The sequence below is a fragment of the Pseudomonas sp. GW458-11-26-14-LB4 genome (assembly GCF_059423925.1).
This window is the reverse complement of sequence record NZ_JBWKYU010000025.1, coordinates 1-25032: the sequence shown is the minus strand read 5'-3', so window position 1 is coordinate 25032 and position 25032 is coordinate 1. Positions and strand designations below refer to the sequence as shown.

At 60.5% G+C, this 25032-nt stretch carries 19 protein-coding genes; 8 read left to right on the top strand and 11 right to left on the bottom strand.

The window, feature by feature from the left end; translation table 11 throughout:
* Positions 1-116: 116 nt before the first annotated feature.
* Together AC07XZ_RS25740 and AC07XZ_RS25735 are read left to right on the top strand one after the other, a co-directional pair.
* Positions 117-1265, top strand: a complete 1149-nt coding sequence (locus AC07XZ_RS25740) for a pyridoxal phosphate-dependent aminotransferase (RefSeq protein WP_102688191.1) — start codon at positions 117-119, stop codon at positions 1263-1265.
* On the top strand, positions 1253-2044 hold the full coding sequence (locus AC07XZ_RS25735; RefSeq protein WP_102688190.1) for an amidohydrolase: 792 nt from the start codon (positions 1253-1255) through the stop codon (positions 2042-2044). The genes AC07XZ_RS25740 and AC07XZ_RS25735 overlap by 13 nt, the downstream gene beginning before the upstream one ends.
* A 182-nt stretch (positions 2045-2226) precedes the next feature.
* On the opposite strand, the gene leuA is transcribed toward AC07XZ_RS25735, so the two are convergent.
* From leuA to AC07XZ_RS25715, 4 genes are all read right to left on the bottom strand, one after another.
* Positions 2227-3906, bottom strand: coding sequence for a 2-isopropylmalate synthase (gene leuA, locus AC07XZ_RS25730; RefSeq protein ID WP_007956672.1), 1680 nt, complete (start codon positions 3904-3906; stop codon positions 2227-2229).
* Positions 3907-4249: 343 nt separating this feature from the next.
* Positions 4250-5071, bottom strand: a complete 822-nt coding sequence (locus AC07XZ_RS25725) for a peptidoglycan DD-metalloendopeptidase family protein (RefSeq protein WP_102688189.1) — start codon at positions 5069-5071, stop codon at positions 4250-4252.
* A 3-nt stretch (positions 5072-5074) separates the two neighbouring features.
* The gene (xseA, locus tag AC07XZ_RS25720) at positions 5075-6454 is read right to left on the bottom strand and encodes an exodeoxyribonuclease VII large subunit (RefSeq protein WP_102688188.1); all 1380 of its coding nucleotides are present in this window, start codon (positions 6452-6454) and stop codon (positions 5075-5077) included.
* 10 nt (positions 6455-6464) lie between these two features.
* Positions 6465-7352 (bottom strand): LysR family transcriptional regulator, encoded by an 888-nt coding sequence (locus tag AC07XZ_RS25715; RefSeq protein WP_102688187.1) that lies wholly within the window; start codon positions 7350-7352, stop codon positions 6465-6467.
* 100 nt (positions 7353-7452) lie between these two features.
* On the opposite strand from AC07XZ_RS25715, the gene AC07XZ_RS25710 reads away from it, so the two are divergent.
* From AC07XZ_RS25710 to guaA, 4 genes are all read left to right on the top strand, one after another.
* Positions 7453-8220, top strand: a complete 768-nt coding sequence (locus AC07XZ_RS25710; RefSeq protein ID WP_102688186.1) for a sulfite exporter TauE/SafE family protein — start codon at positions 7453-7455, stop codon at positions 8218-8220.
* 73 nt (positions 8221-8293) lie between these two features.
* Positions 8294-8842, top strand: a complete 549-nt coding sequence (locus AC07XZ_RS25705) for a sugar ABC transporter ATPase (RefSeq protein WP_085745307.1) — start codon at positions 8294-8296, stop codon at positions 8840-8842.
* A 115-nt stretch (positions 8843-8957) separates the two neighbouring features.
* Positions 8958-10427 carry an IMP dehydrogenase gene (gene guaB / locus AC07XZ_RS25700; protein WP_034156270.1) on the top strand — a complete coding sequence of 490 codons (1470 nt, stop codon included), beginning with the start codon at positions 8958-8960 and terminating at the stop codon, positions 10425-10427.
* A 100-nt stretch (positions 10428-10527) separates the two neighbouring features.
* Complete coding sequence (gene guaA, locus AC07XZ_RS25695) at positions 10528-12105, top strand: glutamine-hydrolyzing GMP synthase (protein ID WP_102688185.1); 1578 nt, start codon at positions 10528-10530, stop codon at positions 12103-12105.
* 98 nt (positions 12106-12203) lie between these two features.
* Here guaA and AC07XZ_RS25690 read toward each other — a convergent pair whose 3' ends face one another.
* Positions 12204-16508: a membrane-targeted effector domain-containing toxin gene (locus AC07XZ_RS25690; RefSeq protein WP_102688184.1), complete on the bottom strand. Its 4305-nt coding sequence runs from the start codon at positions 16506-16508 to the stop codon at positions 12204-12206.
* Positions 16509-16799: 291 nt separating this feature from the next.
* Here AC07XZ_RS25690 and AC07XZ_RS25685 point away from each other — a divergent pair, with 291 nt between their 5' ends.
* Together AC07XZ_RS25685 and tadA are read left to right on the top strand one after the other, a co-directional pair.
* On the top strand, positions 16800-18176 hold the full coding sequence (locus AC07XZ_RS25685; RefSeq protein ID WP_102688183.1) for a multicopper oxidase family protein: 1377 nt from the start codon (positions 16800-16802) through the stop codon (positions 18174-18176).
* Positions 18176-18676, top strand: coding sequence for a tRNA adenosine(34) deaminase TadA (tadA, locus tag AC07XZ_RS25680; protein ID WP_102688182.1), 501 nt, complete (start codon positions 18176-18178; stop codon positions 18674-18676). Before AC07XZ_RS25685 ends, tadA begins: the two co-directional genes overlap by 1 nt.
* A gap of 166 nt (positions 18677-18842) precedes the next feature.
* Here the strand turns inward: tadA and cmoB are convergent, their stop codons facing one another.
* The 6 genes from cmoB to lon form a co-directional block, all read right to left on the bottom strand.
* A complete protein-coding gene (gene cmoB / locus AC07XZ_RS25675; protein WP_102688181.1) occupies positions 18843-19799 on the bottom strand; it encodes a tRNA 5-methoxyuridine(34)/uridine 5-oxyacetic acid(34) synthase CmoB in 957 nt (318 codons plus the stop codon).
* Entirely contained in the window at positions 19796-20503 is a 708-nt protein-coding gene (gene cmoA, locus AC07XZ_RS25670) for a carboxy-S-adenosyl-L-methionine synthase CmoA (protein WP_218888027.1), read from the bottom strand. The genes cmoB and cmoA overlap by 4 nt, the downstream gene beginning before the upstream one ends.
* A gap of 129 nt (positions 20504-20632) precedes the next feature.
* The gene (locus AC07XZ_RS25665; protein ID WP_102688180.1) at positions 20633-21040 is read right to left on the bottom strand and encodes a hypothetical protein; all 408 of its coding nucleotides are present in this window, start codon (positions 21038-21040) and stop codon (positions 20633-20635) included.
* Positions 21041-21171: 131 nt separating this feature from the next.
* Complete coding sequence (locus AC07XZ_RS25660; protein ID WP_173892831.1) at positions 21172-21819, bottom strand: lysoplasmalogenase; 648 nt, start codon at positions 21817-21819, stop codon at positions 21172-21174.
* Between the two features lie 2 nt (positions 21820-21821).
* Positions 21822-22214: a protease inhibitor I42 family protein gene (locus AC07XZ_RS25655; protein WP_102688178.1), complete on the bottom strand. Its 393-nt coding sequence runs from the start codon at positions 22212-22214 to the stop codon at positions 21822-21824.
* 330 nt (positions 22215-22544) lie between these two features.
* Positions 22545-24968 (bottom strand): endopeptidase La, encoded by a 2424-nt coding sequence (lon, locus tag AC07XZ_RS25650; RefSeq protein WP_102688177.1) that lies wholly within the window; start codon positions 24966-24968, stop codon positions 22545-22547.
* Positions 24969-25032 lie beyond the last annotated feature (64 nt).

The window sequence follows — 25032 nt, the reverse complement described above, 5'->3', positions numbered from 1 at the left end:
AAGCGTGGAAGTAAAGAAGGGCTCTGTTCAGAGCCCTTTTTTGTGGGCGATGGATTGATGCTTGAAACTTGTCGCTTGCAGCTTGAAACTTGCAGCTCACCTGCAAGGGGCTCCCGATGATCACCAGCAAGCTGCCGAATGTCGGCATCACTATTTTCACGCAGATGTCTCAGCTCGCGGCGCAGACCGGAGCGATCAACCTTTCCCAGGGTTTTCCCGATTTCGACGGCCCGCAGGCACTGCGCGACGCGGTCGGTCGACACATCGCCAGCGGCCATAACCAGTATTCGCCCATGACCGGCCTGCCGGCGCTGCGTCAGCAGATCGCGGCGAAAATCGCCCGCAGTTATGGCACCAACGTCGATGCCGATACCGAAGTAACCGTGACCCCCGGCGCGACCCAAGCAATCTTCTGCGCCATCCAGGCGGTTATCCACAGCGGCGACGAAGTCATCGTGTTCGACCCGGCCTACGACAGCTACGAGCCAGCAGTAGAGCTGGCCGGCGGGCGCTGCGTGCACGTGCAGTTGGGCCTGAAGGATTTCTCCATCGACTTCGACAGACTCAGCGCAGCCCTGAGCCCGCGCACGCGGATGATCATCCTCAACACCCCGCATAACCCGAGCGGTGCATTGATCAGCCGCGCCGAGCTGGATCAACTGGCGGCGTTGATCCGTGATCGCGACATCTACGTGATCAGCGACGAAGTCTACGAACACCTGGTATTCGACGGCGTGCCGCACGTCAGCGTGCTGGCCCATGAAGAATTGTATCAGCGCGCCTTCGTGGTCAGCTCGTTCGGCAAGACCTATCACGTCACCGGCTGGAAAACCGGTTACGTTGTGGCTCCGCCGGCCCTGACGGCGGAGCTGCGCAAGGTGCACCAGTACGTCAGTTTCTGCGGCGTGACCCCGTTGCAGTTTGCTTTGGCCGATTACATGGCCGAGCATCCGGAACACGTCGAAGAGCTGCCGGGCTTCTATCAGGCCAAGCGCGATCTGTTCTGTGATCTGCTGGCACCGTCGCGATTCAGCTTCACCCGGGTCACCGGCACTTATTTCCAACTGGTCGATTACTCGCAGATTCGCCCTGACCTGAACGATGTCGAAATGGCGATGTGGATGACCCGCGAGCATGGTGTGGCGAGTATTCCGGTGTCGGTGTTCTACCAGAATCCACCTGAAGGCCAGCGCCTGGTGCGCCTGTGCTTTGCCAAGCGTGAGGAGACGCTGCGGGAAGCGGCGGCCAAACTATGCGTGATCTGAGTGCGTTGCCCGATCTCAATCTGGCGCTGATCCAGACCAGCCTGGCCTGGCATGATCGTCAGGCCAATCTCGAGCATTTCGACGCTTTGCTGGAGCAGGCGCGCGGTGTGGACCTGATTATCCTGCCGGAGATGTTCACCACCGGATTCTCCATGGAGTCCGAAACCCTGGCCGAAGCCGAAAACGGCCCGACCAGCAAATGGCTGCGGATCCAGGCGGCGAAACTGAACGCGGTCGTCACCGGCAGCGTGATCATCCAGGCCGCCGACGGCAGCCACCGCAACCGTTTGTTGTGGGCGCGGCCGGACGGCGAAGTGCTGCATTACGACAAGCGTCACCTGTTCCGCATGGCCGGCGAGCACAACCACTACACCCCCGGCGAGCGCCAGGTGCAGTTCGAGCTCAAGGGCTGGCGGGTGCGTCCGCTGATCTGCTACGACCTGCGCTTCCCGGTGTGGAGCCGTGATGCGCAGGACACCGACCTGCTGCTGTACACCGCCAACTGGCCGGGTGCGCGGCGTCAGCACTGGAACCGGTTGCTGCCGGCCCGGGCGATCGAAAACCTGTGCTATGTAGCGGCGGTCAATCGCGTTGGCACCGATGGCAAGGGTTTCGCTTACACCGGCGATAGTCAGGTGCTGGACTTCCAGGGCGAGACGTTGCTCGCGGCGGGGGAGGCTGACGGAGTGTTCAAGGTGGTTCTGGAAGCGGCCTCGCTGGCGGCTTACCGCGAGCGGTTTCCGGCGAATCTTGACGCGGACACCTTCGAGTTCACTTAATAGCCCAAGTCGCCTAGATCGTTCCCACTTCGAGGTGTCGAACCGTCCGCGTGGGAATGCCTCAAGGGACGCAGAGCGTCACGAGCTGCATTCCCACGCAGAGCGTGGGAACGATCAGAAAGTGGCAGGAAAAAAAGGCCCCGGAGTTCGCACTCCGGGGCCTTTTTCATTGCAGCGGTCAGTTACGCCGCTTTTGCTTCCGGCTGGCTCAGCGAGCGATTCAGCGCGCTGAACAGGGCCTTGAAGCTGGCGGTGGTGATGTTTTCATCGATGCCCACGCCGTGCACCGCACGTTCGCCGTTCACACGCAGTTCGATGTAGGCCGCCGCCTTGGCGTTGGTGCCCGCGCCGATGGCGTGTTCGTTGTAATCCATGATCTCCACCGGAATCGGCAGACCGGCCACCAGCGCTTCCAGCGCGCCGTTGCCCTTGCCGCGCCAGTGCAGGTTGGTTTCGCCCTGACCCTTGCTCGCCACTTCCACTTCGACGGCGCTGTTGCCGTTTTCTTCCTGCAGACGATGGCTGACCAGCGCGTAAGGGGTGTTGGCTTGCAGGTATTCGCTGTGCAGCAGCGCGTGGATTTGCTGCGCGGTCATCTCCAGGCCCAGGCGATCGGTTTCACGCTGCACGACCTGGCTGAATTCGATCTGCATGCGACGTGGCAGGCTGATGCCGTATTCCTGTTCCAGCAAGTAGGCGATGCCACCCTTGCCCGACTGGCTGTTGACGCGGATCACCGCCTCGTAGCTGCGGCCGATGTCGGCCGGGTCGATCGGCAGGTACGGTACTTCCCACAGTGCGTCGGATTTCTGCTGGGCGAAGCCCTTGCGGATCGCGTCCTGGTGGGAGCCGGAGAACGCGGTGTGGACCAGGTCGCCGACGTATGGGTGACGCGGGTGAACCTGGATCTGGTTGCACTCTTCGACGACCTTGCGCACGCCGTCGATGTCGGAGAAGTCCAGTTGCGGGTCGAGGCCCTGGGTGTACATATTCAGTGCCACGGTGACGAGGTCGACGTTGCCGGTGCGCTCGCCGTTGCCGAACAGGCAACCTTCGACGCGGTCGGCGCCGGCCATCAGGCCCAACTCGGTGGCGGCCACGCCGGTGCCACGGTCGTTGTGGGTGTGCAGGCTGATGATCACGCTGTCACGACGGTTGATGTTGCGGTGGAACCACTCGATCTGGTCAGCGTAGACGTTCGGGGTCGCGCACTCAACGGTGGCCGGCAGGTTGAGGATGATCTTGTGCTCAGGCGTCGGGTTCCAGACCTCGATCACCGCATCACAGACTTCCTTGGCGAATTCCAGCTCGGTGGCGCTGAAGGTTTCCGGCGAGTACTCGAAGGTCCACTCGGTGTCCGGCTGCATGGCGGCGTATTTGACGAACAGCTTGGCGGCGTTCACGGCGATGGCCTTGATCCCGTCCTTGTCCTGGTTGAACACGATGCGACGGAAAGAAGGGGAGGTGGCGTTGTACAGGTGAACGATGGCTTTCTTCGCCCCGCGCAGGGATTCGAAGGTGCGCTCGATCAGGTCTTCACGGCCCTGGGTCAGCACTTGAATAGTGGTGTCGTCCGGGATGTGGCCGTCCTCGATCAGGGTACGCACGAAGTCGAAGTCGGTTTGCGAAGCGGCCGGGAACGAGGCTTCGATTTCCTTCACGCCCACCTGCACCAGGGTTTTCCAGAAGCGCAGCTTTTTCACCGCGTCCATTGGCTCGATCAACGACTGGTTGCCGTCACGCAGGTCGGAGCTGCACCAGATCGGCGCGGCATCGATGGTCTTCGACGGCCAGGTGCGATCCGGCAGGTTGATCACAGGAAACGCGCGGTATTTCGAAGACGGGTCTTTGAGCATGCTCATCGGGAAATTCCTTATTGTCTGGGCCGAAAAGAGGCGGCCTGCCGGTGGAACGAACGTTCTTGGAAAAGCGTGGGACGAGGCGCAGCGATTCAGCCCGGCAGTCGTGCGCTGACAAGGCACAGGCTGCGGTGCTGGCGAAGCTGAATGAGGGTGTGAGAGGTTTTCATGCCTTCAACCCTAACCGCGGGGGATGAGGATGGCAAGCAGTCGAAAAAAATTGAGAGGAATACCCGGAAAGCGGTTTTTTCCGAGATTTTATTCTTGATATGGCACTAATTGTTGGTGGGGATTGCGCGGACCATTCGTCGTGCGCAATCCCTGCTGGAAGGGCTTCAGCCTGAAATCAAGGCTGGAAAGCCCCAATGAAAATCGCCGGATCGACCCGCGCGTCGTTCAGGCTGACGTTCCAGTGCATGTGCGGCCCGGTCGCCCGACCTGTGGCCCCCACCTTGCCCACCACCGCACCGCGCGCCAGTTGTTGGCCGTTCTGCACATCAATCTTCGACATGTGACAGAACATGCTGATAAAGCCCTGGCCGTGGTCGACGAACACGGTGTTGCCATTGAAGAAGTAGTTGCCGATCAGGATTACCTTGCCGGCTGCCGGGGTCTTGATCGGCGTGCCGGCCGGCACTGCGAAGTCGAGGCCTGCGTGCGGATTGCGCTCTTCACCGTTGAAGAAGCGGCGCACGCCGAACTTGCTCGACAGCGGCCCGTTGACCGGTTTGTCCAGCAGCAGATTGCTCGGCGTATTCGGACTGAAACTGCGGTAGGCCTTGATCTGCTCGGCCAGTTCGCCCTCGATCCGCTTGAGGTTGGCCGGGTTCGGATTGACCTGCTGGGTGTTCTTCAGGGTGATGTGCTGTTCCGGGTATTTCTTGTTACCGACATTGAAGTTGAGGTTGCGGCCGCCACTGCTGATCTGCTGAACGCCGGGTTTGACGGTCAACGGAACGCCGACAATCGCCAGCCAGTTGTTCTGTTCCTTGACCACCAGCACCGGTTTGCCCTGAAACGTGGCTTTCGGCGCTTGCGCAGCGGTCCCCAGATCGACGACCGCCACGCCGCCCGGCACCGGTTTGTTCAGCAGGCGGGTGATGTAACTGTCGGCGTGGGCGTTGAAGGTCAGGCACAGCAACAGCAGCGGAGCGAGAAAACGCGGCATGGATCAGTCCAGTAAAGAGAGAGTGACAGGCGTCAGGTGATTGTCCTCGACGCGCACTTGCAGTTCGCCTTCGCCCAGTCTGGCCTTGAGGCGCTGGCCGGTGTGCGTCTGCGCGGCGTTGCGGATCGCGTTGCCGCGCTCATCCAGCAGAATGCTGTAGCCGCGACCGAGAGTCGCCAGCGGGCTGACCACATGCAGGGTCTGCATCTGGCTTTGCAACTGAAGTCGACGGCGTTTCAGGCCTTCGTTCATGGCGCGCGGCAGGCGCTCGGCGAGGCTGTCGAGGCGGTGGCGCAACAGGGCCAGTTGGCGTCCCGGATGTTGCCCGGCGAGGCGGGTTTCCAGACGAATCAGGCGTTCGCGGCGGGTATTGAGCTGGCGCTCGAACGCTCGGCGCATGCGCATGTCCAGATCATCCAGACGTTGTGCCTGCTGGCGCAGACGCTCGCCGGGATGGCGCAGGCGGCGGGTCATGCCTTCAAGGCGCAGGCGATCGCGCATCAGGCGATCACGCATGCGCATCACCAGTCGGCGATGCAGGCTTTCGACCTGCCGGATCAGGTGGCTGGAATCCGGGGCAAGCAGTTCAGCAGCAGCGGACGGCGTCGGTGCGCGCACATCCGCCACGAAGTCGCTGATCGACACATCGGTTTCATGGCCGACCGCACTCACGATTGGCGTAACACAGGCATCGACCGCCCGGGCCACGGCTTCTTCATTGAAGCACCAGAGGTCTTCCAGCGAGCCGCCGCCGCGAGCCAGGATCAGCGCGTCGAAACCACGGGCATCCGCCAGTTTCAGGGCGCGGACGATCTGTGCGGTGGCTTCTCGGCCCTGAACGGCGGTCGGAATCAACGTCAGTTGCACCTGCGGCGCGCGGCGGCGGAACACGCTGATGATGTCGCGGATCACGGCGCCGGTCGGCGAACTGATGATGCCGATGCGCTGCGGGTGTGCCGGCAGCGGCACCTTGCGCTCGGCACTGAACAGGCCTTCGGCGCTTAACTTTTCCTTCAAGGCATCGAAGGCCAGGCGCAGGGCACCGTCACCGGCAGGCTCCACGGTGTCGAGGATCAACTGATAGTCGCCACGCCCTTCGAACAGCGAGACCTTGCCGCGCACCTTGACCGCCAGACCGTCCTTCAGCGCCTGACGCACCCGCGCGGCATTCTGGCGGAACAGTGCGCAACGCACCTGCGCGCCGCTGTCCTTGAGCGTGAAATACACGTGGCCGGACGCCGGGCGGGCGAGGTTGGAGATTTCGCCTTCGACCCAGATGTTGCTGAACACGTCTTCGAGCAACACTCGCGCGCGGCCGTTGAGCTGGCTGACGGTCAGGACTTCGCGGTCGAGGCCGAGTCTTGCAAAGGGATCTTTAATCATGGGGCGCAGTTTAAAGGCATTCGCCGGTGAATGTCTGGAGGAAGTGTTGCACCAGAGGTGTGGGATTTTGCCGAGATGCGAGGGCGACAGTGCTCTGGCAATCGCCGCTCAGCGGCAGAAATCTCACACCAGCGGGCGCGATGTCCTGTATTGATTCCGGCAGAAGAGCGATGCCAAATCCGGCCTGGATCAATTGCAATTGCGTGGTCTTGCGCGACATCACCCGCGCAGCCTGGGGGAAGAAGCCGTGACGCATGCACAGGTCGGCGCACAAATAACTCAGCCCGCCGCGCTGCGGATGCGGGATGGAGATGAACGCTTCGTCCTTCAATTGCGCCAGATCGACCGCCTCCGCCAACGCCAGTCGATGATCCGCCGGCACGGCAAGCAGCAAGCGTTCGGTATAGAGCGGCACAACCTGAACACCCTCGCGCTGGCGCAGCACCGGTAGGCGCAGAAGACCGATATCGAGCCGGCCCTCGGCCAGTTCTTCAAGTTGTGCCTCCGAGGAGAGCGTGCCGATGTCCAGCGAAACATCGGGTTGCTGCTGCAGATATGCGCTCATGTCGCGCAACAGTCGGCCGCTTATCGGCACGGTGCTGGAGTGACACACGCGCAAAGTGCCGCGCTGCCCTTGGCCAATTTCCGTGGCCAGGGTGCTGGCCTTGTTCAGTTCATTGAGCAGGTTTCTCGCCCGGGGCAGGAACGCTTCGCCAGCGGCGGTGAGCCGGGGCTGACGCGCGGTGCGTTCGAACAGTGACGTTTGCAGGCGAGTTTCCATGTCCTTGATTTGCCGGCTCAGTGCCGATTGAGCGATGAACAGCCGTTCAGCTGCGGCACTGAAGCTGCCGCTCTCGGCGATTTCCACGAAGTAGCGCAATTGACGGGTTGAAAGCACGAGGCATGCCTTTTTGAGATGGCTTGGCGGTTTGGATAATATTAGTCGCAACCCTCGGCGCTGGCTAAAGTCATCGCAGGCTTATAAAGGAAGCGAGCGAATGAGCGTGGCGGGGTTGTTGAGCGAATGGTCGTGGGGTGCGCAGGGCTGGGTGGTGATCGGACTGGCCATCGCGCTGGCCTACATCGTGTTCGGGATTGCCGGTTTCGGTACGGCGCTGGTGGCGGGGCCGATCCTGATTCTGTTCATGCCGCTGTCGAAGATCGTGCCGTTGCTGGTGCTGCTGGATTTCGTCGCGGCGTTCGGCAATCTGCTGCCGTCGCGGCGTGACGTGGCGAAAGCGGAATTGCTGCGGCTGCTGCCGTGCATGGCGGTGGGTTGCACGCTGGGGGTGATTTTCTTGCTTAACCTCAAGTCCGATCTGCTGTTGCTGCTGATGGGGCTGTTCATCAGCGTGTACGCGATCTACAGCTTGTGGATCAAGGCGCGACCGGCGCAGTTGTCCGCCGTATGGGCGTTGCCGATGGGCACCGTGGGCGGGCTGTTCGGCGCGCTGTTCGGCAGTGGCGGCTTTCTTTATGCGATCTACCTCAACAGCCGACTGCCCAAGGACGCAGCCCGGGCCACGCAAAGTGCGCTGATCAGTTGCAGCACGGTGGTGCGTTTGAGCCTGTTCGCCATCGCCGGGGTGTATGCCGAGCTACCCTTGTTGATGCTGGCGCTGTGCCTGTTGCCAGCCATGGCGCTGGGCTTGTGGATCGGGCGGCGTTTGACGATGCGCCTGTCCCGCGAGGCCTTCGTGCGGTTGGTGACCTGGCTGGTGCTGGCGAGCGGGATTGCGCTGATCGGCCGCTATTTAAGCACTTGACCGGATTTTGTCAGGGATTAAGCTGCCGGCCGCGTTTGTCGCAGAACATCCTTTGACGCAGCAGGCTTGCATCATGAACTCCCAAAGCATCATCGTCCCGAAAATCTCCAACCTGCCGGTGCACGAGCCCCGGGCCCGGGCGATCCTGCGCTGGCTGGTGCGCAAGAACATCGTCAAGGAAGAGCTGAGCACGTGCGGACGTACCGGCAATCGCATGGCCTACGCCATCGCCGATGGTGCCCGTGCGGTGGTGCTGCACCCCGAGGCGCTGCCGTTTGGCGAGCCGATCAACGGTCTCGAGGTCATCACTAAGCGCTGCATCTATACCCCGGCCAAGGGGTTTCTCGGAGAAGCCGGGTGCGCCGAATGCCGTCAGGAGATCGGCGAAGCGTTGTTCGAAAGCCTGGAAGACTGGATGCCGGGCCGCACCGACAACTTCACCTGTCCTGAATGCGGGCATGAAGACGACATCAACGGTTTCCTGTATTTGCAGGAGTGCGGTTTTTCCAACCTCGGTTTCATCTTCAACAACTGGCTGGAGGCGGGCTTCAAGCAGAGTTTCATCGACGAATTCGCCGACTGGCTGGATCAACCGGTGAGCTGGGTCAAGGTCGAGTTGTGAGGGGCGTTTTTCCCGTACATCAGCAACATTGATATAAGACAAGTTTTACATTGAGCCCGGTAGGGTGTCTGAGTATAATGGCGCGCTTCCATTTTCCCGCTCGGGAGCCCCCGCGATGCTGCGTATCAGCCAAGAAGCTCTGACCTTCGACGACATTCTCCTAGTGCCCGGTTATTCCGAGGTGCTTCCTAACGAAGTCAGTCTGAAGACCCGCCTTACCCGTGGCATCGAGCTGAACATTCCTCTGGTTTCTGCCGCCATGGACACCGTTACTGAAGCCCGTCTGGCAATCGCCATGGCTCAGGAAGGTGGCATCGGCATTATCCACAAGAACATGACCATCGAGCAGCAAGCTGCCGAAGTTCGCAAGGTCAAGAAGTTCGAAGCCGGTGTGGTCAAGGACCCAATCACCATCGAGGCTGACGCCACGGTTCGTGATCTGTTCGAACTGACCCGCATGCACAACATTTCCGGCGTTCCGGTTCTGCACGATGGCGACCTGGTCGGCATCGTCACTTCCCGTGACGTGCGTTTCGAAACCCGTCTGGAAGCCACTGTTCGTGAAGTGATGACGCCCAAAGAGCGTCTGGTCACTGTTCGCGAAGGCGCCGACAAGAACGAAGTCCGCGAGCTGCTGCACAAGCACCGCCTGGAAAAAGTCCTGATCGTCGACGACAAGTTTGCCCTCAAAGGCATGATGACCGTCAAAGACATCGAGAAAGCCAAGGCCTATCCGCTGGCCAGCAAGGACGATCAAGGTCGTCTGCGCGTCGGCGCTGCGGTCGGTACCGGTAAAGACACTGGTGACCGCGTTGCCGCCCTGGTCAATGCCGGCGTGGACGTGGTGGTGGTCGACACCGCTCATGGTCACTCCAAAGGCGTGATCGACCGCGTTCGCTGGGTCAAAGAGAATTTCCCTGAAGTGCAGGTGATCGGCGGCAACATCGCCACCGGCGCAGCCGCCAAGGCTCTGGCCGAAGCTGGCGCCGACGCGGTCAAGGTCGGTATCGGCCCTGGCTCGATCTGCACCACCCGTATCGTCGCCGGTGTCGGCGTTCCGCAAATCAGTGCCATCGCCAACGTTGCCGCTGCCCTCGAAGGCACCGGCGTTCCGTTGATCGCCGACGGCGGCATCCGTTTCTCCGGTGACCTGTCCAAGGCCATCGTTGCCGGTGCTTCCTGCGTGATGATGGGCTCGATGTTTGCCGGTACCGAAGAAGCACCGGGCGAGATCGAACTGTTCCAGGGCCGTTCTTACAAGGCTTATCGCGGCATGGGTTCGCTGGGCGCCATGTCCCAGGCTCAAGGTTCCTCCGACCGTTACTTCCAGGACTCCTCGGCAGGCGCCGAGAAACTCGTTCCGGAAGGCATCGAAGGCCGTGTTCCTTACAAGGGCACCCTGAGCGCGATCATCCACCAGTTGATGGGCGGTCTGCGTTCCTCGATGGGTTACACCGGCAGCGCCAACATCGAAGAAATGCGCACCAAGCCCGAGTTCGTGCGGATCACCGGTGCCGGCATGGCCGAATCCCACGTCCACGACGTGCAGATCACCAAGGAAGCGCCAAACTACCGCGTAGGTTGAGGCTTCAAGCAAAACGTTAAATGACCGGGGCTGTTTTATTCAGCCCCGAGTCGTTTCTGAATCAAAGACTGTTTCTGAATTACTTAGACGAGACTGAATCATGGCCCTCGACATTCACGCTCACCGCATCCTGATCCTCGACTTCGGTTCGCAATACACCCAACTGATCGCCCGCCGCGTGCGCGAGATCGGTGTGTACTGCGAACTGCACCCGTTCGACATGGACGAAGATGCGATCCGCGAATTTGCGCCAAAAGGCGTGATCCTCGCCGGCGGTCCCGAGTCCGTGCACGAAGCCAACAGCCCGCGCTGCCCGCAAGCGGTGTTCGACCTGGGCGTACCGGTCTTCGGTATCTGCTACGGCATGCAGACCATGGCCGAGCAACTGGGCGGCAAGGTTGAAAGCTCCGAACTGCGTGAGTTCGGTTATGCCCGCGTTGACGTGGTGGGCAAGAGCCGTCTGCTCGACGGCATCGAAGACCACATCGATGCCGACGGCCTGTTCGGCCTCGACGTGTGGATGAGCCACGGTGACAAGGTCACCAAGATGCCAAGCGATTTCCACATCCTGGCCAGCACCCCGAGCTGCCCGATCGCCGGCATGTTCAACGACGAGCGCGCTTACTACGGCGTGCAGTTCCACCCGGAAGTAACCCACACCAAGCAGGGCGGTCGCATCCTGTCGCGTTTCGTTCTCGACATCTGCGGCTGCGAAGCCCTGTGGACTCCGTCGAAGATCGCCGAAGACGCCATCGCCAACATCCGCGCACAAGTCGGTACCGACAACGTGCTGCTGGGTCTGTCCGGCGGTGTGGACTCCTCGGTGGTTGCGGCGCTGCTGCACAAGGCCATCGGTGATCAACTGACCTGCGTCTTCGTCGACAACGGCCTGCTGCGTCTGCACGAAGGCGAGCAAGTGATGGCCATGTTCGCCGAGAACATGGGCGTCAAGGTGATCCGCGCCAACGCGGAAGACCAGTTCCTGAACAACCTGGCCGGCGAAGCCGATCCGGAGAAGAAGCGCAAGATCATTGGCCGCACCTTCATCGACGTGTTCGATGCCGAATCCTGCAAGCTGGACAACATCAAGTACCTGGCTCAGGGCACTATCTACCCGGACGTGATCGAGTCGGCTGGCGCGAAAAGCGGCAAGGCCCACGTGATCAAGTCGCACCACAACGTGGGCGGCCTGCCGGAAGAGATGAACCTGAAACTGGTCGAGCCACTGCGCGAACTGTTCAAGGACGAAGTCCGTCGTCTGGGCCTGGAACTGGGCCTGCCGTACGACATGGTCTACCGTCACCCGTTCCCGGGCCCGGGCCTGGGCGTGCGCATCCTTGGTGAAGTGAAGAAGGAATACGCCGACCTGCTGCGTCGCGCCGACCACATCTTCATCGAAGAACTGCGCAAGGCCGACTGGTACCACAAGGTCAGCCAGGCCTTCGTAGTGTTCCAGCCAGTGAAATCGGTTGGCGTGGTCGGCGATGGCCGTCGTTACGCCTGGGTCGTGGCCCTGCGTGCCGTGGAAACCATCGACTTCATGACCGCGCGTTGGGCACACCTGCCTTACGAGCTGCTGGAAACTGTCAGCGGCCGCATCATCAATGAAATCGAAGGCATCTCCCGCGTCACTTACGACGTGTCGAGCAAGCCGCCGGCGACCATTGAGTGGGAGTGATCCTGCACAAGCCCTGATGGCTTGAGGTCAGGACCAACAAAAAGCCGCGTGAAACGATGTTTCACGCGGCTTTTCTGTTTCTGGCTTTCAGTGGCTGATTACAACGGTCTGGACCAACCCGCCAGTTTCATGCCTCGCTCATCAAGCGCCTTGAGCAGCGCCTTGATACTGGCGAAGCGCTTTTCATGGACGCTGGGCCATTCGGGGCGTTCGATGAAAACGCGGTTGGATTCGAAGTGGATATCGGTGCGCACGATCGCATTGGCGCGGCTGCGATGAACCAGAAAGGTTTCCCGCAATTCCCTTTTCAAGGTGTACAGACCCGGTCGGGAAAGTAGCCGTTCGATGTCTGAGGTCGTCCGGGCGTACCACGGTGTTTCGACTTGCAGGCGCAGGTCACCTTTTACGAATGCCTGGTTCTTGCCCATTTGATCGGCAAGACTTTTACCGGGATCCGCTTCGATACCGCCGGATTGACCTTCAGCGACATCTTCGGCGCGCAGACCGACGACGCCTTCCAGCTCGCTGACACCGGCAACGCCTTCGAACGTGTTCGAGTGGGAGTTCCCCATCAGTGCCACCCAGTTATGCGGCCCGCGAGCCGCCTGGTCAGCCTCGATCACGGTGTGAGCGTAGTAGTTCATCATTCTCTGGCGTGCCGAAGGATCCGCCGTTCTCATTCCTTCAACCCGATAACTGGCCAGGCAGTCGATGGCCTGAACGCGTATCCCGTTGCGATTGGCTTCCTTGACCAGATCGAGAAAGGTGTAGCGTTGCAGCGGATCGGTCACGTGACCACTGTCGAGCTGAATCAGATAGTTCTCCAGATCCCGCGGCATGACCGATGTCCTGGCGTAATTATCCAGCGCGGCCTGATGGAAGTCCGTGAGCAGGTGCTCGGAGTAAAGCGTCTTCACACCCTTGTTGGCCAGGGTTTGCATATTGTCCATCAGCCATTGCTTGCTGCCGATTTCGGCATGGCTTTCGCCAATGACCAGACCGCGAAACTCTGTGAATATCCGCTCGATGAATGCTTGTCCCGACAGTCCTGTGGTTAGCGAATCCATTGATGCGCGTACGGGAAGATGCAGATCGGCATAGAAACATACTGCTGCTTCATGCAGTTGTTTTCGCAGCGTCTTGAATGTATCGAGGGGTGAATTGCCGCCCCATGAAGCGACGGAGTCGTTCAACAGTGAGGCGTCATTGCCCCGCGCCACGTTTTTCAGTTCGGCACGGGCCTGCACCGCGATCTCATACGGCGAGGTGAAGCGGGGTGGATCCTTGATCGTCAAATCCGGGGCGGGTGGCGCTTCAATCGCCGGGATGGACGGCTGAATGTCTGGCAGTTGACCGGGCGTAGCGGTGGGATCAATGCGCACGTGTACCTGCGTGAGGCCTTCATGTTCTATGGCTTGCAACAGTTCATGCAGGCTGTCGAAGTGGCGCCCGCTGATGGCTGACCATTTCGGCCGGAGGATGGAGAAACCGGCGCTGTCCTGCTGAATCGGTGTACGCACCAGACTGCCATCGCCACTGCGGTGAACAAGGGTGGAGGGCTCCTGCACCATGAACATGCCGCGCCTGGGCAGCGCCTCTTCAAGCGAGCGAGCTGTTGCCGTCGCGGGCGGTGCGCTCAGTTGCAGGCGAAGATCGCTTTTCAATTCGTCGAAGGGACGTCCCAGGATGTCTTTGACTTTTTTGCCCGGGTCAGCTGTAAGCCCCTGAGCCTGACCCAATGCACTTTCATCAACGCGCAATGCCACCGCCCCTTCCAGCTCACTCAGCCCTGCAACGTTGTCGAAGCTGCTGGCGCGGGCCTCATCAACCAGTGCGATCCAGCGATGAGCACCTCGTGCGGCCTGGTCGGCCTGAATCACGGTGTCCGAGTAGTAATTCATCATTTTTCGGCTGCTGGCTTCGGTAGTACCTTCCATCCGTGGAAAGCGCCGGGTCGCCATGCTGTCGATCGCTTGTACGCGGATGTGATTCTTCTGTGCGCCTTTTACCAGCTCGGTGTAGGAATACGGTCCGGCAGGGTCGGTCTTGAACCGCGCATCCAAAGCCTTCAGGTACCGCTCGAGAGCCGGCGGCATCTTGCCGCTCTGGTGAAAAACATCCAGATCCGCTTGATGGAAATCCGTGAGCAAGTGATCCAGGTAAAGGGTTCTGACCTTCTGTTTGTTCAGCACTTTGAGATTGTCGACAAGGGTCTGTCTAGCACCGATGGCAGAACTGTCCTGACCGATTACGAGGCCGGTGCCGTCCTTGAACAGGCGCTTGGTCATTTCGGCAAACGGCGTCGTGGGTTTGAAGAGTGGGACGGCCGGACGCGGGGGAAATTCGGTGGCGGCATAGGCGTTGATGGCATCGTCGTAGAGCCCGCGACGCAGGGTTTTGAAGTCTTGATAGAAACGGTCGCTGCTGTCCTGTGGATCCAGCGGGAAATCATCGACCTGAGCTTCGGCAACGGGTTGCAGCGCCGATCGCGATGCTTGCGGCACATCGTACGTCAGTGGTTGCATCTCCACTTCCGGCAGTGGGTCGGCCGTGTGTCCGAAGGGCCACTTGCCGAAAATTTTCATGCCACCCTTGAGTCCGGGACGGGCCACCGGTTCCCACCTGAGCGCTTCGTTCAAGCGAACCGGGACGTTGCGGTAGAACGAGAAAGGATTGGCCGGATCAATAATGACCCAGCCGCGTAACTGCTCGACATAACGCACCTGATAAAAGCCGTCGCTTCCTGCGCGGCGCATGTAAATGTAACGCTTGCCCGACGCGGCCAGGATGATCTCCTGCAGTTTGGAATCACCGGTTTCAACGCGGGTGCCTTCGGTGATTTCAGTCTTGAATGAAGCAAGGAAGTCCTCGGGCTGCGCGGGCAGGACGCGCGTCGGGGCGATTTCCTCCAATGCAGGCAACGGGGGGCGGGCAATCGCCGCTTCGACAAGTTTTTCTTCCGGTGCGAAGACCGTGCTGGCCTCGGCTATTTCCGGTAGACGGCCACTGCCCTTGAGGAAGGTGGCGTTGAAAAGGGTATCGATGGTCGCGAAGATGGCGCCCGTCACTGCAGACTTGCGTTCACCGGGTGTTTTGCCATTGACCGCCTGATCAATCTGCAACCCGACATTGGCGATGCCGGCACCCACGACGGCCAGTGCCACGGGCCAGCCGACAGCGGCCATCGGACCGAACATGCGACCGAAAGCGTTGAGATAGCCGATCCACAGCTTTTTCCGCAGATCGCCATTGGTGTGCATCATGAACGTGGCGTCGCTGATCATCCTGGCGTGAGTGGCGCTGGCGAGGAAGGTGAAGGCGTCGCTCTTGAACGTCTCGCTGGTGTGTTCGATCAGGGAGTGATCGGCGCAGTCCCAGGCGCTGACCAGCAGATCCAGGACATGATTGAGCCCGACATTTTCGACATGCGGCGGGCGGAATATCTCAGTGAGCAGATATGTCCCGGGACTCAACAGGGGGAGCCACCCCGGCTTTGCCGCATCCCGCCATGAGGTGTCTTCCGTGATGTCGTGATCGGCCACTTGAAAATGCGCGAGGAAACGTTGGCGGTCAACCGGTTTACGGGTTTGCGACAACACCCACCAATGCAGATCCTTCGCTGTCTCGAAGGCATGCAGACCCCAGATTTCTCCGGGGGTGTAGAGGATCTTTCGGCAATTGACGTCGGTGATGCACAGAATATCGGTCGCTACATAACCCCCCACCTTCAGCAGGCTCAGATGCATTCCCTTGGCGGGCGCCGCATCCTCCTCCAGCATCTGCAACGTGACGGGCCAGCTCACATTGCCGGCGACAGCCTTGACCACGGTTCGGAAGTTTTCGTCCGACAACCGGCCACCTTCGCGATCCTCCATGGCCTGGGCAATAAAGGTGCACTTGGCCAGGCTGCGAAATGTCCTGGTGTGTTTTTTCCAGAACGACGCGACCTTTTGATTGAACCGATCGGCGAAATTGATCGCCCAGAAGTCCTTCAGTACCTCGTTTCCATGCAACCGCACTTCATTGGTCTCGTCGAAGTCCTCGGCATCCGGTCCGGTCGTGTAAAAGCCCCCATCGACATCGAGCATGTCCGAGTTGTCCTGATCACCGACGCGGAACCGCTGGATCACCAGTTGCGGCAAGGTCATGGACTCGGTTGGCCGGGCACCATGATGTTCCCAGCCCGTGAAGGCTTTCCAGCTGCTGCTGGAGAACTTGAAGCGGTGCCAGTAAACCTGTTCAGGATCCAGATGATCCACGCCATGTTTGCGCAGGATATCCCTGGCGATATCACTGGCCATTTCGTACATGTCGGGGCAGGCCTGAACCAGTGCGGGTACCAGATTTTTCAGGGCCAGTTTGTCGGCAACATTGGGTAGTGCAGTGTTTTCGGATGTGTCCACGGTCTTTCCTTGAGGGTGGTACGGATGGGACCGGATCATTTCAGGCGGGCGTAGGAAGGGTCTGTCGGCTGTCGTGTGTAACGGGTGTCGGAACAATAGGTATGACGTATGGGAAAAGGATCAGGATCCAGTACGAAAACCCGGCAATTTGCAGCAGTTGAGTCCTGCTTTTCGCTCTGAGGAACTGCGGCCAGTCGCCGCGTCGCCCTTACTGTTTCTCATCTGCGGGTGTATCGTATTCGCCCTTTCGGGCCTGCGGGCCCGCCGCAGATACGTGAGGTAGTTGAGTTCATGTCCTTTACCCGTCGCCAAATCCTCGGTGGCCTGGCCGGTCTTGTTGTCGTTGGCGTAGGAGCGGGGGGCGCGTCGCGTTACTGGCTGGGCAAGATGGCCGATGCCGATGCGGGGCATGACTACGAGCTGATCGCCGCGCCACTGGACGTCGAGCTGGTGCCAGGGCACAAGACCGAAGCCTGGGCGTTTGGCCCATCGGCGCCGGGCACCGAATTACGCGTGCGTCAGGGCGAGTGGTTGCGGGTGCGCTTCATCAACCATCTGCCGGTCGCGACGACCATTCACTGGCACGGCATCCGCCTGCCGCTGGAGATGGACGGCGTGCCGTACGTTTCGCAATTGCCGGTGCTGCCGGGCGAATACTTCGATTACAAATTCCGTGTGCCGGACGCTGGCAGCTACTGGTATCACCCGCACGTCAGCAGCAGTGAGGAACTCGGTCGCGGGCTGGTCGGGCCGTTGATTGTCGAGGAGCGCGAGCCGACCGGGTTCAAGTACGAAAAGACCCTGAGCCTGAAGAACTGGCACATCGACGACGAAGGCAACTTCGTCGAGTTCAGCATTCCGCGCGAAGCGGCCCGTGGCGGTACGGCGGGGCGGCTGTCGACCATCAACGGCGTGCCTACGCCGGTGATCGAGTTGCCGGCCGGGCAGATCACCCGGGTTCGTCTGCTCAACCTCGACAACACCCTGACCTATCGCATCAACATTCCTGGTGTCGAAGCGCAGATCTATGCGCTGGACGGCAACCCGGTCGAGCCGCGCCCGTTGGGCAAGGAATACTGGCTGGGTCCGGGCATGCGCATCTGCCTGGCGATCAAGGCACCACCGGCCGGGGAGGAACTGTCGCTGCGCAACGGCCCGGTTCGCCTGGGCACCCTGCGGTCGGTGGCCAACAATGACGCGCCGACCGACTGGCCGAAAGCACTGCCGGCCAACCCGGTGGCCGAGCCGGACCTGGCCAATGCCGAGAAACTCAACTTCAATTTCGAATGGGTCGGTTCGGTGTCGGTGAATGTTGACAACGGCAAGCCGCCGAGCCTGTGGCAGATCAACGGCAAGGCCTGGGACATCACCGACAAGACCTGCGCCGACCGGCCGATCGCCAGCCTGAAACTGGGCCAGAGCTATATTTTCGAACTGAAGAACATGACCCAGTACCAGCACCCGATCCACCTGCACGGCATGAGCTTCAAGGTGATTGCATCGAACCGGCACAAGATCATTCCGTACTTCACCGACACCTACCTGCTGGGCAAGAACGAGCGCGCGCAAGTGGCGCTGGTGGCGGATAACCCGGGCGTGTGGATGTTCCACTGCCACGTGATCGACCACATGGAAACCGGCCTGATGGCCGCCATCGAGGTGAAGTGATGCGCCAGATTCGCCCCGCGGCGATCATCGACCGCAGCCGTGACGGCGACTTCATGCGCGAGGCGCTGGAGCTGGCGGCCCAGGGTGCAGCTCTCGGCGAAGTGCCGGTGGGCGCGGTGCTGGTGCAGGATGGCGAAATCATCGGGCGCGGTTTCAACTGTCCGATCAGTACCAGCGACCCGAGTGCACATGCGGAAATGGTCGCGATTCGCGCCGCTGCACAGGCTGTGAGCAACTATCGTCTGCCGGGCAGCACGCTCTACGTGACGCTGGAACCGTGCAGCATGTGCGCCGGGCTGATCGTGCATTCGCGGGTTGCCCGCGTGGTGTATGGCGCGCTGGAGCCCAAGGCCGGGATTGTGCAGAGTCAGGGACAGTTCTTCACTCAGGGCTTTCTCAACCATCGAGTGCTGTATGAAGGTGGGGTGTTGGCGGAGGAGTGTGGGGCGGTGTTGACTGAATTTTTCCGTGCCCGCAGAGCAAAAAGCCCCTCACCCTAACCCTCTCCCGGAGGGAGAGGGGACTGACCGGATTGGATGGGCGAGATCCGCCGACCTGAGTTATCGAGTCGAACTTAAGTTTTGAAAAGCTCCAAGATCGGCTCCCTCTCCTTGGGGAGAGGGCTGGGGTGAAGGGTGGGCTCACCGTGGTGTTCGGGAGAGCGGGTTATTTCTTCGCGACAATTACGGCCCGCATCGGCGCCGGCAACCCTTCAATCGTCTTGCTGTGATCTTCCGGATCAAGGAAATCACTCAACGACTGATACTTCATCCACTCTGTCCCGCGCTGCTCTTCAACAGTGGTGGTGCTCACATCCACACATTTCACGTCAGTAAACCCGGCACGACGCAGCCACAATTCCAGCGCCGGCACCGACGGCAGGAACCACACATTACGCATCTGCGCATAACGATCTTCCGGCACCAGCACCTGATGCTTGTCGCCTTCGACCACCAGCGTCTCCAGCACCAGTTCACCACCTTTCACCAGGCAATCCTTCAGCGCCAGCAAGTGCTCGATCGGCGAGCGACGGTGATAGAACACACCCATCGAGAACACGGTATCGAAGCCTTCCAGATTCGGCGGCAGGTCTTCGAACGGGAACGGCAGGTGCCAGGCATTCGGTTCTGACAGATAACGCTGCACCGCCTGGAACTGGCAGAAGAACAGCCAGTTCGGATCGACGCCGATCACGCTGTCGGCGCCAGCTCCCAGCATGCGCCACATGTAGTAGCCGTTGCCGCAGCCGACATCGAGGATGCGCTTGCCCTTCAGGTCCAGATGCGGTGATACCCGCGACCACTTCCAGTCCGAGCGCCATTCGGTGTCGACGTGCACGCCGAACAGATCGAACGGCCCCTTGCGCCATGGCGACAGGCCCATCAGCGCGGTGCGCATCTGTGCACGGGTTTCGTCGTCGCAATCGGTGTCCAGTTTCAGGCCGTCGAGCAGGTCGACTTCGGTCGGCTGGATCTTCGGCAAGGCATCCAGCGCACTTTGCCAGCGCTCCAGGTCGCCGTGACCTTTCTCCATTTTCTTGTCGAGTTGCGCTTGCAGGGTGTTGGCCCATTCGGCCAGCGGCGTGCCGGCCAGACGGCGGGCGAGGGGAGACAGATCAATCATGGCAAGGCAATCAACGAGGCAAAGTTAAGACACTGGAACCACGGCACGACTTTCGAGAACCCGGCGGCCAGCAGGCGCTCGCGGTGTTCTTCGAGGCTGTCGGGCTTCATGACGTTTTCGATGGCGCTGCGCTTCTGGGCGATTTCCAGTTCGCTGTAGCCGTTGGCGCGTTTGAACGCGACGTGCAGATCGGTCAGCAGCGCGTGTTCTTCGGCATCGTTGAAGCGCAGCTTCTCCGACAGGATCAGCGCGCCGCCCGGCAGCAACGATTGGCGGATGCGTGACAGCAACGCCGTACGCTGATCCGGGGCAATGAATTGCAGGGTGAAGTTCAACGCCACCACCGAGGCCGGTTTGAAGTCGAGGGCGAGGATGTCGCCTTCGATCACTTCGACCGGCAGCAACTCCTGGAACATCGAATCCTGACCGTTGAGGTACTCGCGGCAGCGCTCGACCATGGCAGCCGAGTTATCCACCGCGATCACACGGCAACCGTCGGTGCGTACGTGGCGGCGCAGGGCTTGGGTCACCGCACCGAGCGAAGCTCCGAGGTCGTAGAGCACGCTGTTCGGCTGGGCGAACTGCGCCGCGAGCACGCCGAGGTTCTCGACGATGGTCGGGTAACCCGGCACCGAACGCTTGATCATGTCCGGGAACACCCGCACCACGTCTTCGTTGAAGGCGAAGTCAGGCACCTGGGCCATCGGCTGGGCGAAAATGCGATCGGGTTCTTTGCTCACGGCGGTTCCGGCGGTGTCGATGAAAAGGCCGGCATTTTAGCCAAACTGGCGCGCAGATGCGCGGGTTGTCTGATAAACCGTGGGCAGGCGAACTCAGGAGTATTCGATATTGAAATCTCCTTTGCCCGTGATACCGATACCGGAACCTTGGGAGTCAATTTCATCTGCCGTGAATTGAAACTGACCAACAATGTGGCGGGTCGTGTGATCCGCATTGATATCGAGAGTCAGTGTTTTCACCTGGTACTTGGTATTGACCCAGTCCGATACGGCTTTCACGAGCTTCACTTCCGGCGAATTCAAGTAATAGCGGCCGCCGGTGATGGTCTTCGCGAGATGGAACTCCATTCGTTTGACTTGTTCTCCCCACTCTTCTCGTTCACCCGTGATTCTGATGTGGTTCGGTTCTTCGAACGCAACGACAAGTTGGAAGGCAACAGGGTTGTTGTTATCAATGGCGAGGCTGAAAGTGCCGGCGGACTTGGGAGTTGGGTTACTCATGCTGAGTCTCTCGATAGTGCGACAAACCACCATGGTTTGCCGCTTCGAGCAACTGTATGTTTTTCAGGCTTGCAATCTAACTGTCAGAAATGACAGTCGTTGATTCGATTTGGTAATCGATTTCGAAACGGTTATAGCGTTTTTTCGGCTTTTTCTACGTGAAACGCCGACGCCGCAATCCCCCACTGTCCCAACCAGTAACTTAGGATGATGATGTAAGGCGCTGCATTGAACGGTGAGACGAACCGGTTGATACCGATCACGCTGTCGGAAAACACGAACGCCACCGCGCCGCCCGCCGCCAGTAATGCCGAACGTTGCGGTACGCCGCTGCCGAGTCGGGCGAGAGCGCGCCAGAGCATGGCGCTGATGGCCGTTCCGTAGACGATCACTGGCACGGTCAACGGGCCGAGTCCGCTGCTGATCAATATGCCCATCAACACTGCACCCACGCTGAGGGCCAGGATCAGCGGCAGCAGGGCCAAACGTCGGCAATCACTAAGGTAAGCCTTGAGATACGCCAGATGCGCGACCAGAAACGCGCCGAGACCGAAGACGAACAAATCCCCCGGCCACGCCAGCAACACATCGCCGATCAACGAGAAAATCAGACCGAGGCTGATCCAGCGCCGATAGTCGCTCGGTGGCGCATCGTGCAGCCAGCCGAGCAACGCCAATACCGGCAGCGGTTTGACCAGCAGGCAAAGCAGCGCCGCGTGGGTGCTGACGCCATAGAGAAAGGTCACGGCGCCCATCAGCGCGAGGATCAGCCAGCCCACGATCAGTTCACCGAAATGGCGCAGTCAAAGGTTTCCACCGGCAACACTTCCGGCGCCCAAGGCTGTTGCGAAGTCAGGCGCAGACGACCGGTGCCGGTGGCGAAAGCCTGGAAGCGCCAGGTCGAGAGACCGGCCGCGCCGACCACGCCGGCGTCTTCCGGATTGCTGTAGACCTCGGGGCTGAGGGCGCGCAATACGCCGCCGGCGGAATCCTGGATGGCCCAGCGGTAGCCGGTGGTGGGGTTGCTCGGGAGCATGACGATCAGGTTTTGCCCGTTGGTGAGGCGCACCGGGCATTCGCTCTGTTTTTCCACGGTCACGTTGGTTTTCGGTTGCGTGGCACAGGCGGCCAGCAGGGCGAGGGACAGGGGGACAAACAGGCGAAGGGGGGACATGGATTCAGTGGCTCCGGCGTTGGCGACGAACGGCGAGCATAACTGAAGATGAGACAAAGTGTGACAACGCCAGGCTTGGCGTCATTCTTCAGCATCGCCGGCCCTCACCCTAACCCTCTCCCAGAGGGAGAGGGGACCGACCGAGGTGTCTTTTGGGATACATCGACCTGAAAGATCGAGTTGATTACGGATTCAGTGAAGAGCTTTCAGGTCGGCGTATCTCTTAAATATCCCCCACTCGGCTCCCTCTCCCTCCGGGCGGTCCGACGTTTCGGGAGGGCCGGGGTGAGGGGCTGCGATGCCAGCCCCCCTCAATACCTCAAGACGAAATCAAAAAAGCACCTTCGCTACATCCGCAAACTTCTTGGCGAAATGCACGGTAATGCCTTCCTTCAAGTAATCCGGCAGCTCTTCGAAGTTGCCGCGATTCGCCTCCGGCAGAATCAACTCGAAGATCTTCTGCCGCCGCGCCGCAATCACCTTCTCGCGCACTCCGCCAATCGGCAGTACATGCCCGGTCAGCGTCAATTCACCGGTCATCGCCACGCCTTTTTTCGGCGCCTGATTACGGGCGAGCGAGAGCAGGGCGCTGGCCATGGTCACGCCGGCGCTCGGGCCGTCTTTCGGTGTCGCGCCTTCCGGCACGTGCAGGTGGACGAAGGCTTCGTCGAAGAACTTCGGATCGCCACCAAAAGATTTGAGGTGCGAACTGACGTAGCTGTAGGCGATCTCCGCCGACTCCTTCATCACATCGCCCAGTTGCCCGGTCAGTTTGAAACCACGATTGAACGTGTGAATCCGCGTGGCCTCGATCGGCAAGGTCGCGCCGCCCATGCTGGTCCAGGCCAGACCGGTGATCACGCCGGTGCCGGACAGCACTTGCTCGTTGCGGAACACCGGATGACCAAGGGACGCTTCAAGGTCTTTCGGCCCGATCTTGATCACCGCTTTCGGATCGTCGATCAGTTTCATCACCGCTTTGCGCACCAGTTTGCCCATCTGTTTTTCCAGCTGGCGCACGCCGGCTTCACGGGCGTAGCCGTCGATCAAGGCTTTGAGCGCCGTGTCGCTGATGCTCAGGCTGCCCTTGGACACGCCGGCCTTTTCCAGCAGTTTCGGCCACAGGTGACGCTTGGCGATGGCGACTTTTTCTTCGGTGATGTAGCCCGACAGGCGAATCACTTCCATCCGGTCCAGCAACGGGCCGGGAATCGAATCCAGGGTGTTGGCGGTGCAGACGAACAGGACTTTCGACAGGTCCATCCGCAGGTCCAGATAGTGGTCGAGGAATTCGACGTTCTGTTCCGGGTCGAGGGTTTCCAGCAGCGCCGAGGCCGGGTCGCCCTGGTAGCTCTGACCCATCTTGTCGATCTCGTCGAGCATGATCACCGGGTTCATCACTTCGACGTCTTTCAACGCCTGCACGAGTTTGCCCGGCTGCGCGCCGATGTAGGTGCGGCGGTGGCCCTTGATCTCGGCTTCGTCGCGCATGCCGCCGAGGCTAAAGCGGTAGAACGGCCGACCAAGGGATTCGGCGATCGATTTGCCGACGCTGGTTTTACCCACGCCCGGCGGGCCGACCAGCAGCACGATGGAGCCGCTGATCTCGCCTTTATAGGCACCGACCGCGAGGAATTCGAGGATCCGGTCCTTGATGTCGTCGAGGCCGGCGTGGTGTTTGTCGAGCACCTTGCGCGCGTGCTTGAGGTCGAGTTTGTCCTCGCCGTACACGCCCCACGGCACCGAGGTTGCCCAGTCGAGGTAGTTGCGGGTGACCGCGTATTCCGGCGATCCGGTTTCGAGGATCGACAGTTTGTTCATCTCTTCTTCGAGGCGCTTCTGCACTTGCGTCGGCAGCACTTTGCCTTCCAAGCGCTGCTCGAACTGTTCGAGGTCGGCGCTGCGGTCGTCCTTGGTCAGGCCGAGTTCCTGCTGGATGACCTTGAGCTGTTCTTTCAGGAAGAACTCGCGCTGGTGCTCGCCGATCTTGCGGTTCACTTCGGCGGAGATTTCTTTCTGCAGGCGCGCGACTTCGACTTCCTTGCGCAGCATCGGCAGGACTTTTTCCATGCGCTTGAGCATTGGCACGCAGTCGAGCACTTCCTGCAGCTCATTACCTGTCGCCGAAGTGAGGGCTGCGGCGAAGTCGGTCAGCGGCGACGGATCATTGGGGCTGAAGCGGTTGAGGTAGTTCTTCAGCTCTTCGCTGTACAGCGGGTTGAGCGGCAGCAGTTCCTTGATCGCGTTGATCAGCGCCATGCCGTAGGCCTTGACCTCGTCGGTCGGCTCGGTGGGCTGGTGCGGGTATTCGACTTCCACCAGGTACGGCGGGCGATGGTGTTTGAGCCAGGTCTTGATGCGCACGCGACTCAGGCCCTGGGCGACGAATTGCAGTTTGCCGTTTTCGCGGCTGGCGTGGTGCACCTTGACCAGGGTGCCGTATTGCGGCAATGCCTTGGTGTCGAAGTGGCGCGGGTCTTCCTGGGGCGTGTCCATGAAGAACAGGGCCAGGGAGTGGTGTTCGGATTTGCTGACCAGTTCGAGGGTTTCGGCCCAGGGTTCTTCGTTGACGATGACCGGCAGGACCTGGGCCGGGAAGAACGGGCGGTTGTGGATCGGGATGATGTAGACCTTGTCCGGCAGGTTCTGGCCGGGCAGGGCGAGGCCTTTGCCGGGGACGTGGTGTTCGATGTGTTCGGCGTCGGTTTCGGTGATGTCGTCGGGGTTCTCGGGGAATTCTTGCTGGTCGCTCATGGGGCACCTGCGCAATTGGGTATGGCTGTTAGATGGGGCAGGGGTTGGGTGGTTTCAATGGGGG

Coding starts and splice junctions, on each gene's coding strand:
- AC07XZ_RS25725 (WP_102688189.1), bottom strand. CDS start 5,071: ATGCCGCGTTTTCTCGCTCCGCTGCTGTTGCTGTGCCTGACCTTCAAC.
- AC07XZ_RS25655 (WP_102688178.1), bottom strand. CDS start 22,214: ATGTCCCCCCTTCGCCTGTTTGTCCCCCTGTCCCTCGCCCTGCTGGCC.
- tadA (WP_102688182.1), top strand. CDS start 18,176: ATGCGCCAGATTCGCCCCGCGGCGATCATCGACCGCAGCCGTGACGGC.
- guaA (WP_102688185.1), top strand. CDS start 10,528: ATGGCCCTCGACATTCACGCTCACCGCATCCTGATCCTCGACTTCGGT.
- AC07XZ_RS25685 (WP_102688183.1), top strand. CDS start 16,800: ATGTCCTTTACCCGTCGCCAAATCCTCGGTGGCCTGGCCGGTCTTGTT.
- AC07XZ_RS25740 (WP_102688191.1), top strand. CDS start 117: ATGATCACCAGCAAGCTGCCGAATGTCGGCATCACTATTTTCACGCAG.
- cmoA (WP_218888027.1), bottom strand. CDS start 20,503: ATGGCCCAGGTGCCTGACTTCGCCTTCAACGAAGACGTGGTGCGGGTG.
- AC07XZ_RS25705 (WP_085745307.1), top strand. CDS start 8,294: ATGAACTCCCAAAGCATCATCGTCCCGAAAATCTCCAACCTGCCGGTG.
- xseA (WP_102688188.1), bottom strand. CDS start 6,454: ATGATTAAAGATCCCTTTGCAAGACTCGGCCTCGACCGCGAAGTCCTG.
- leuA (WP_007956672.1), bottom strand. CDS start 3,906: ATGAGCATGCTCAAAGACCCGTCTTCGAAATACCGCGCGTTTCCTGTG.
- lon (WP_102688177.1), bottom strand. CDS start 24,968: ATGAGCGACCAGCAAGAATTCCCCGAGAACCCCGACGACATCACCGAA.
- guaB (WP_034156270.1), top strand. CDS start 8,958: ATGCTGCGTATCAGCCAAGAAGCTCTGACCTTCGACGACATTCTCCTA.
- AC07XZ_RS25735 (WP_102688190.1), top strand. CDS start 1,253: ATGCGTGATCTGAGTGCGTTGCCCGATCTCAATCTGGCGCTGATCCAG.
- AC07XZ_RS25665 (WP_102688180.1), bottom strand. CDS start 21,040: ATGAGTAACCCAACTCCCAAGTCCGCCGGCACTTTCAGCCTCGCCATT.
- cmoB (WP_102688181.1), bottom strand. CDS start 19,799: ATGATTGATCTGTCTCCCCTCGCCCGCCGTCTGGCCGGCACGCCGCTG.
- AC07XZ_RS25710 (WP_102688186.1), top strand. CDS start 7,453: ATGAGCGTGGCGGGGTTGTTGAGCGAATGGTCGTGGGGTGCGCAGGGC.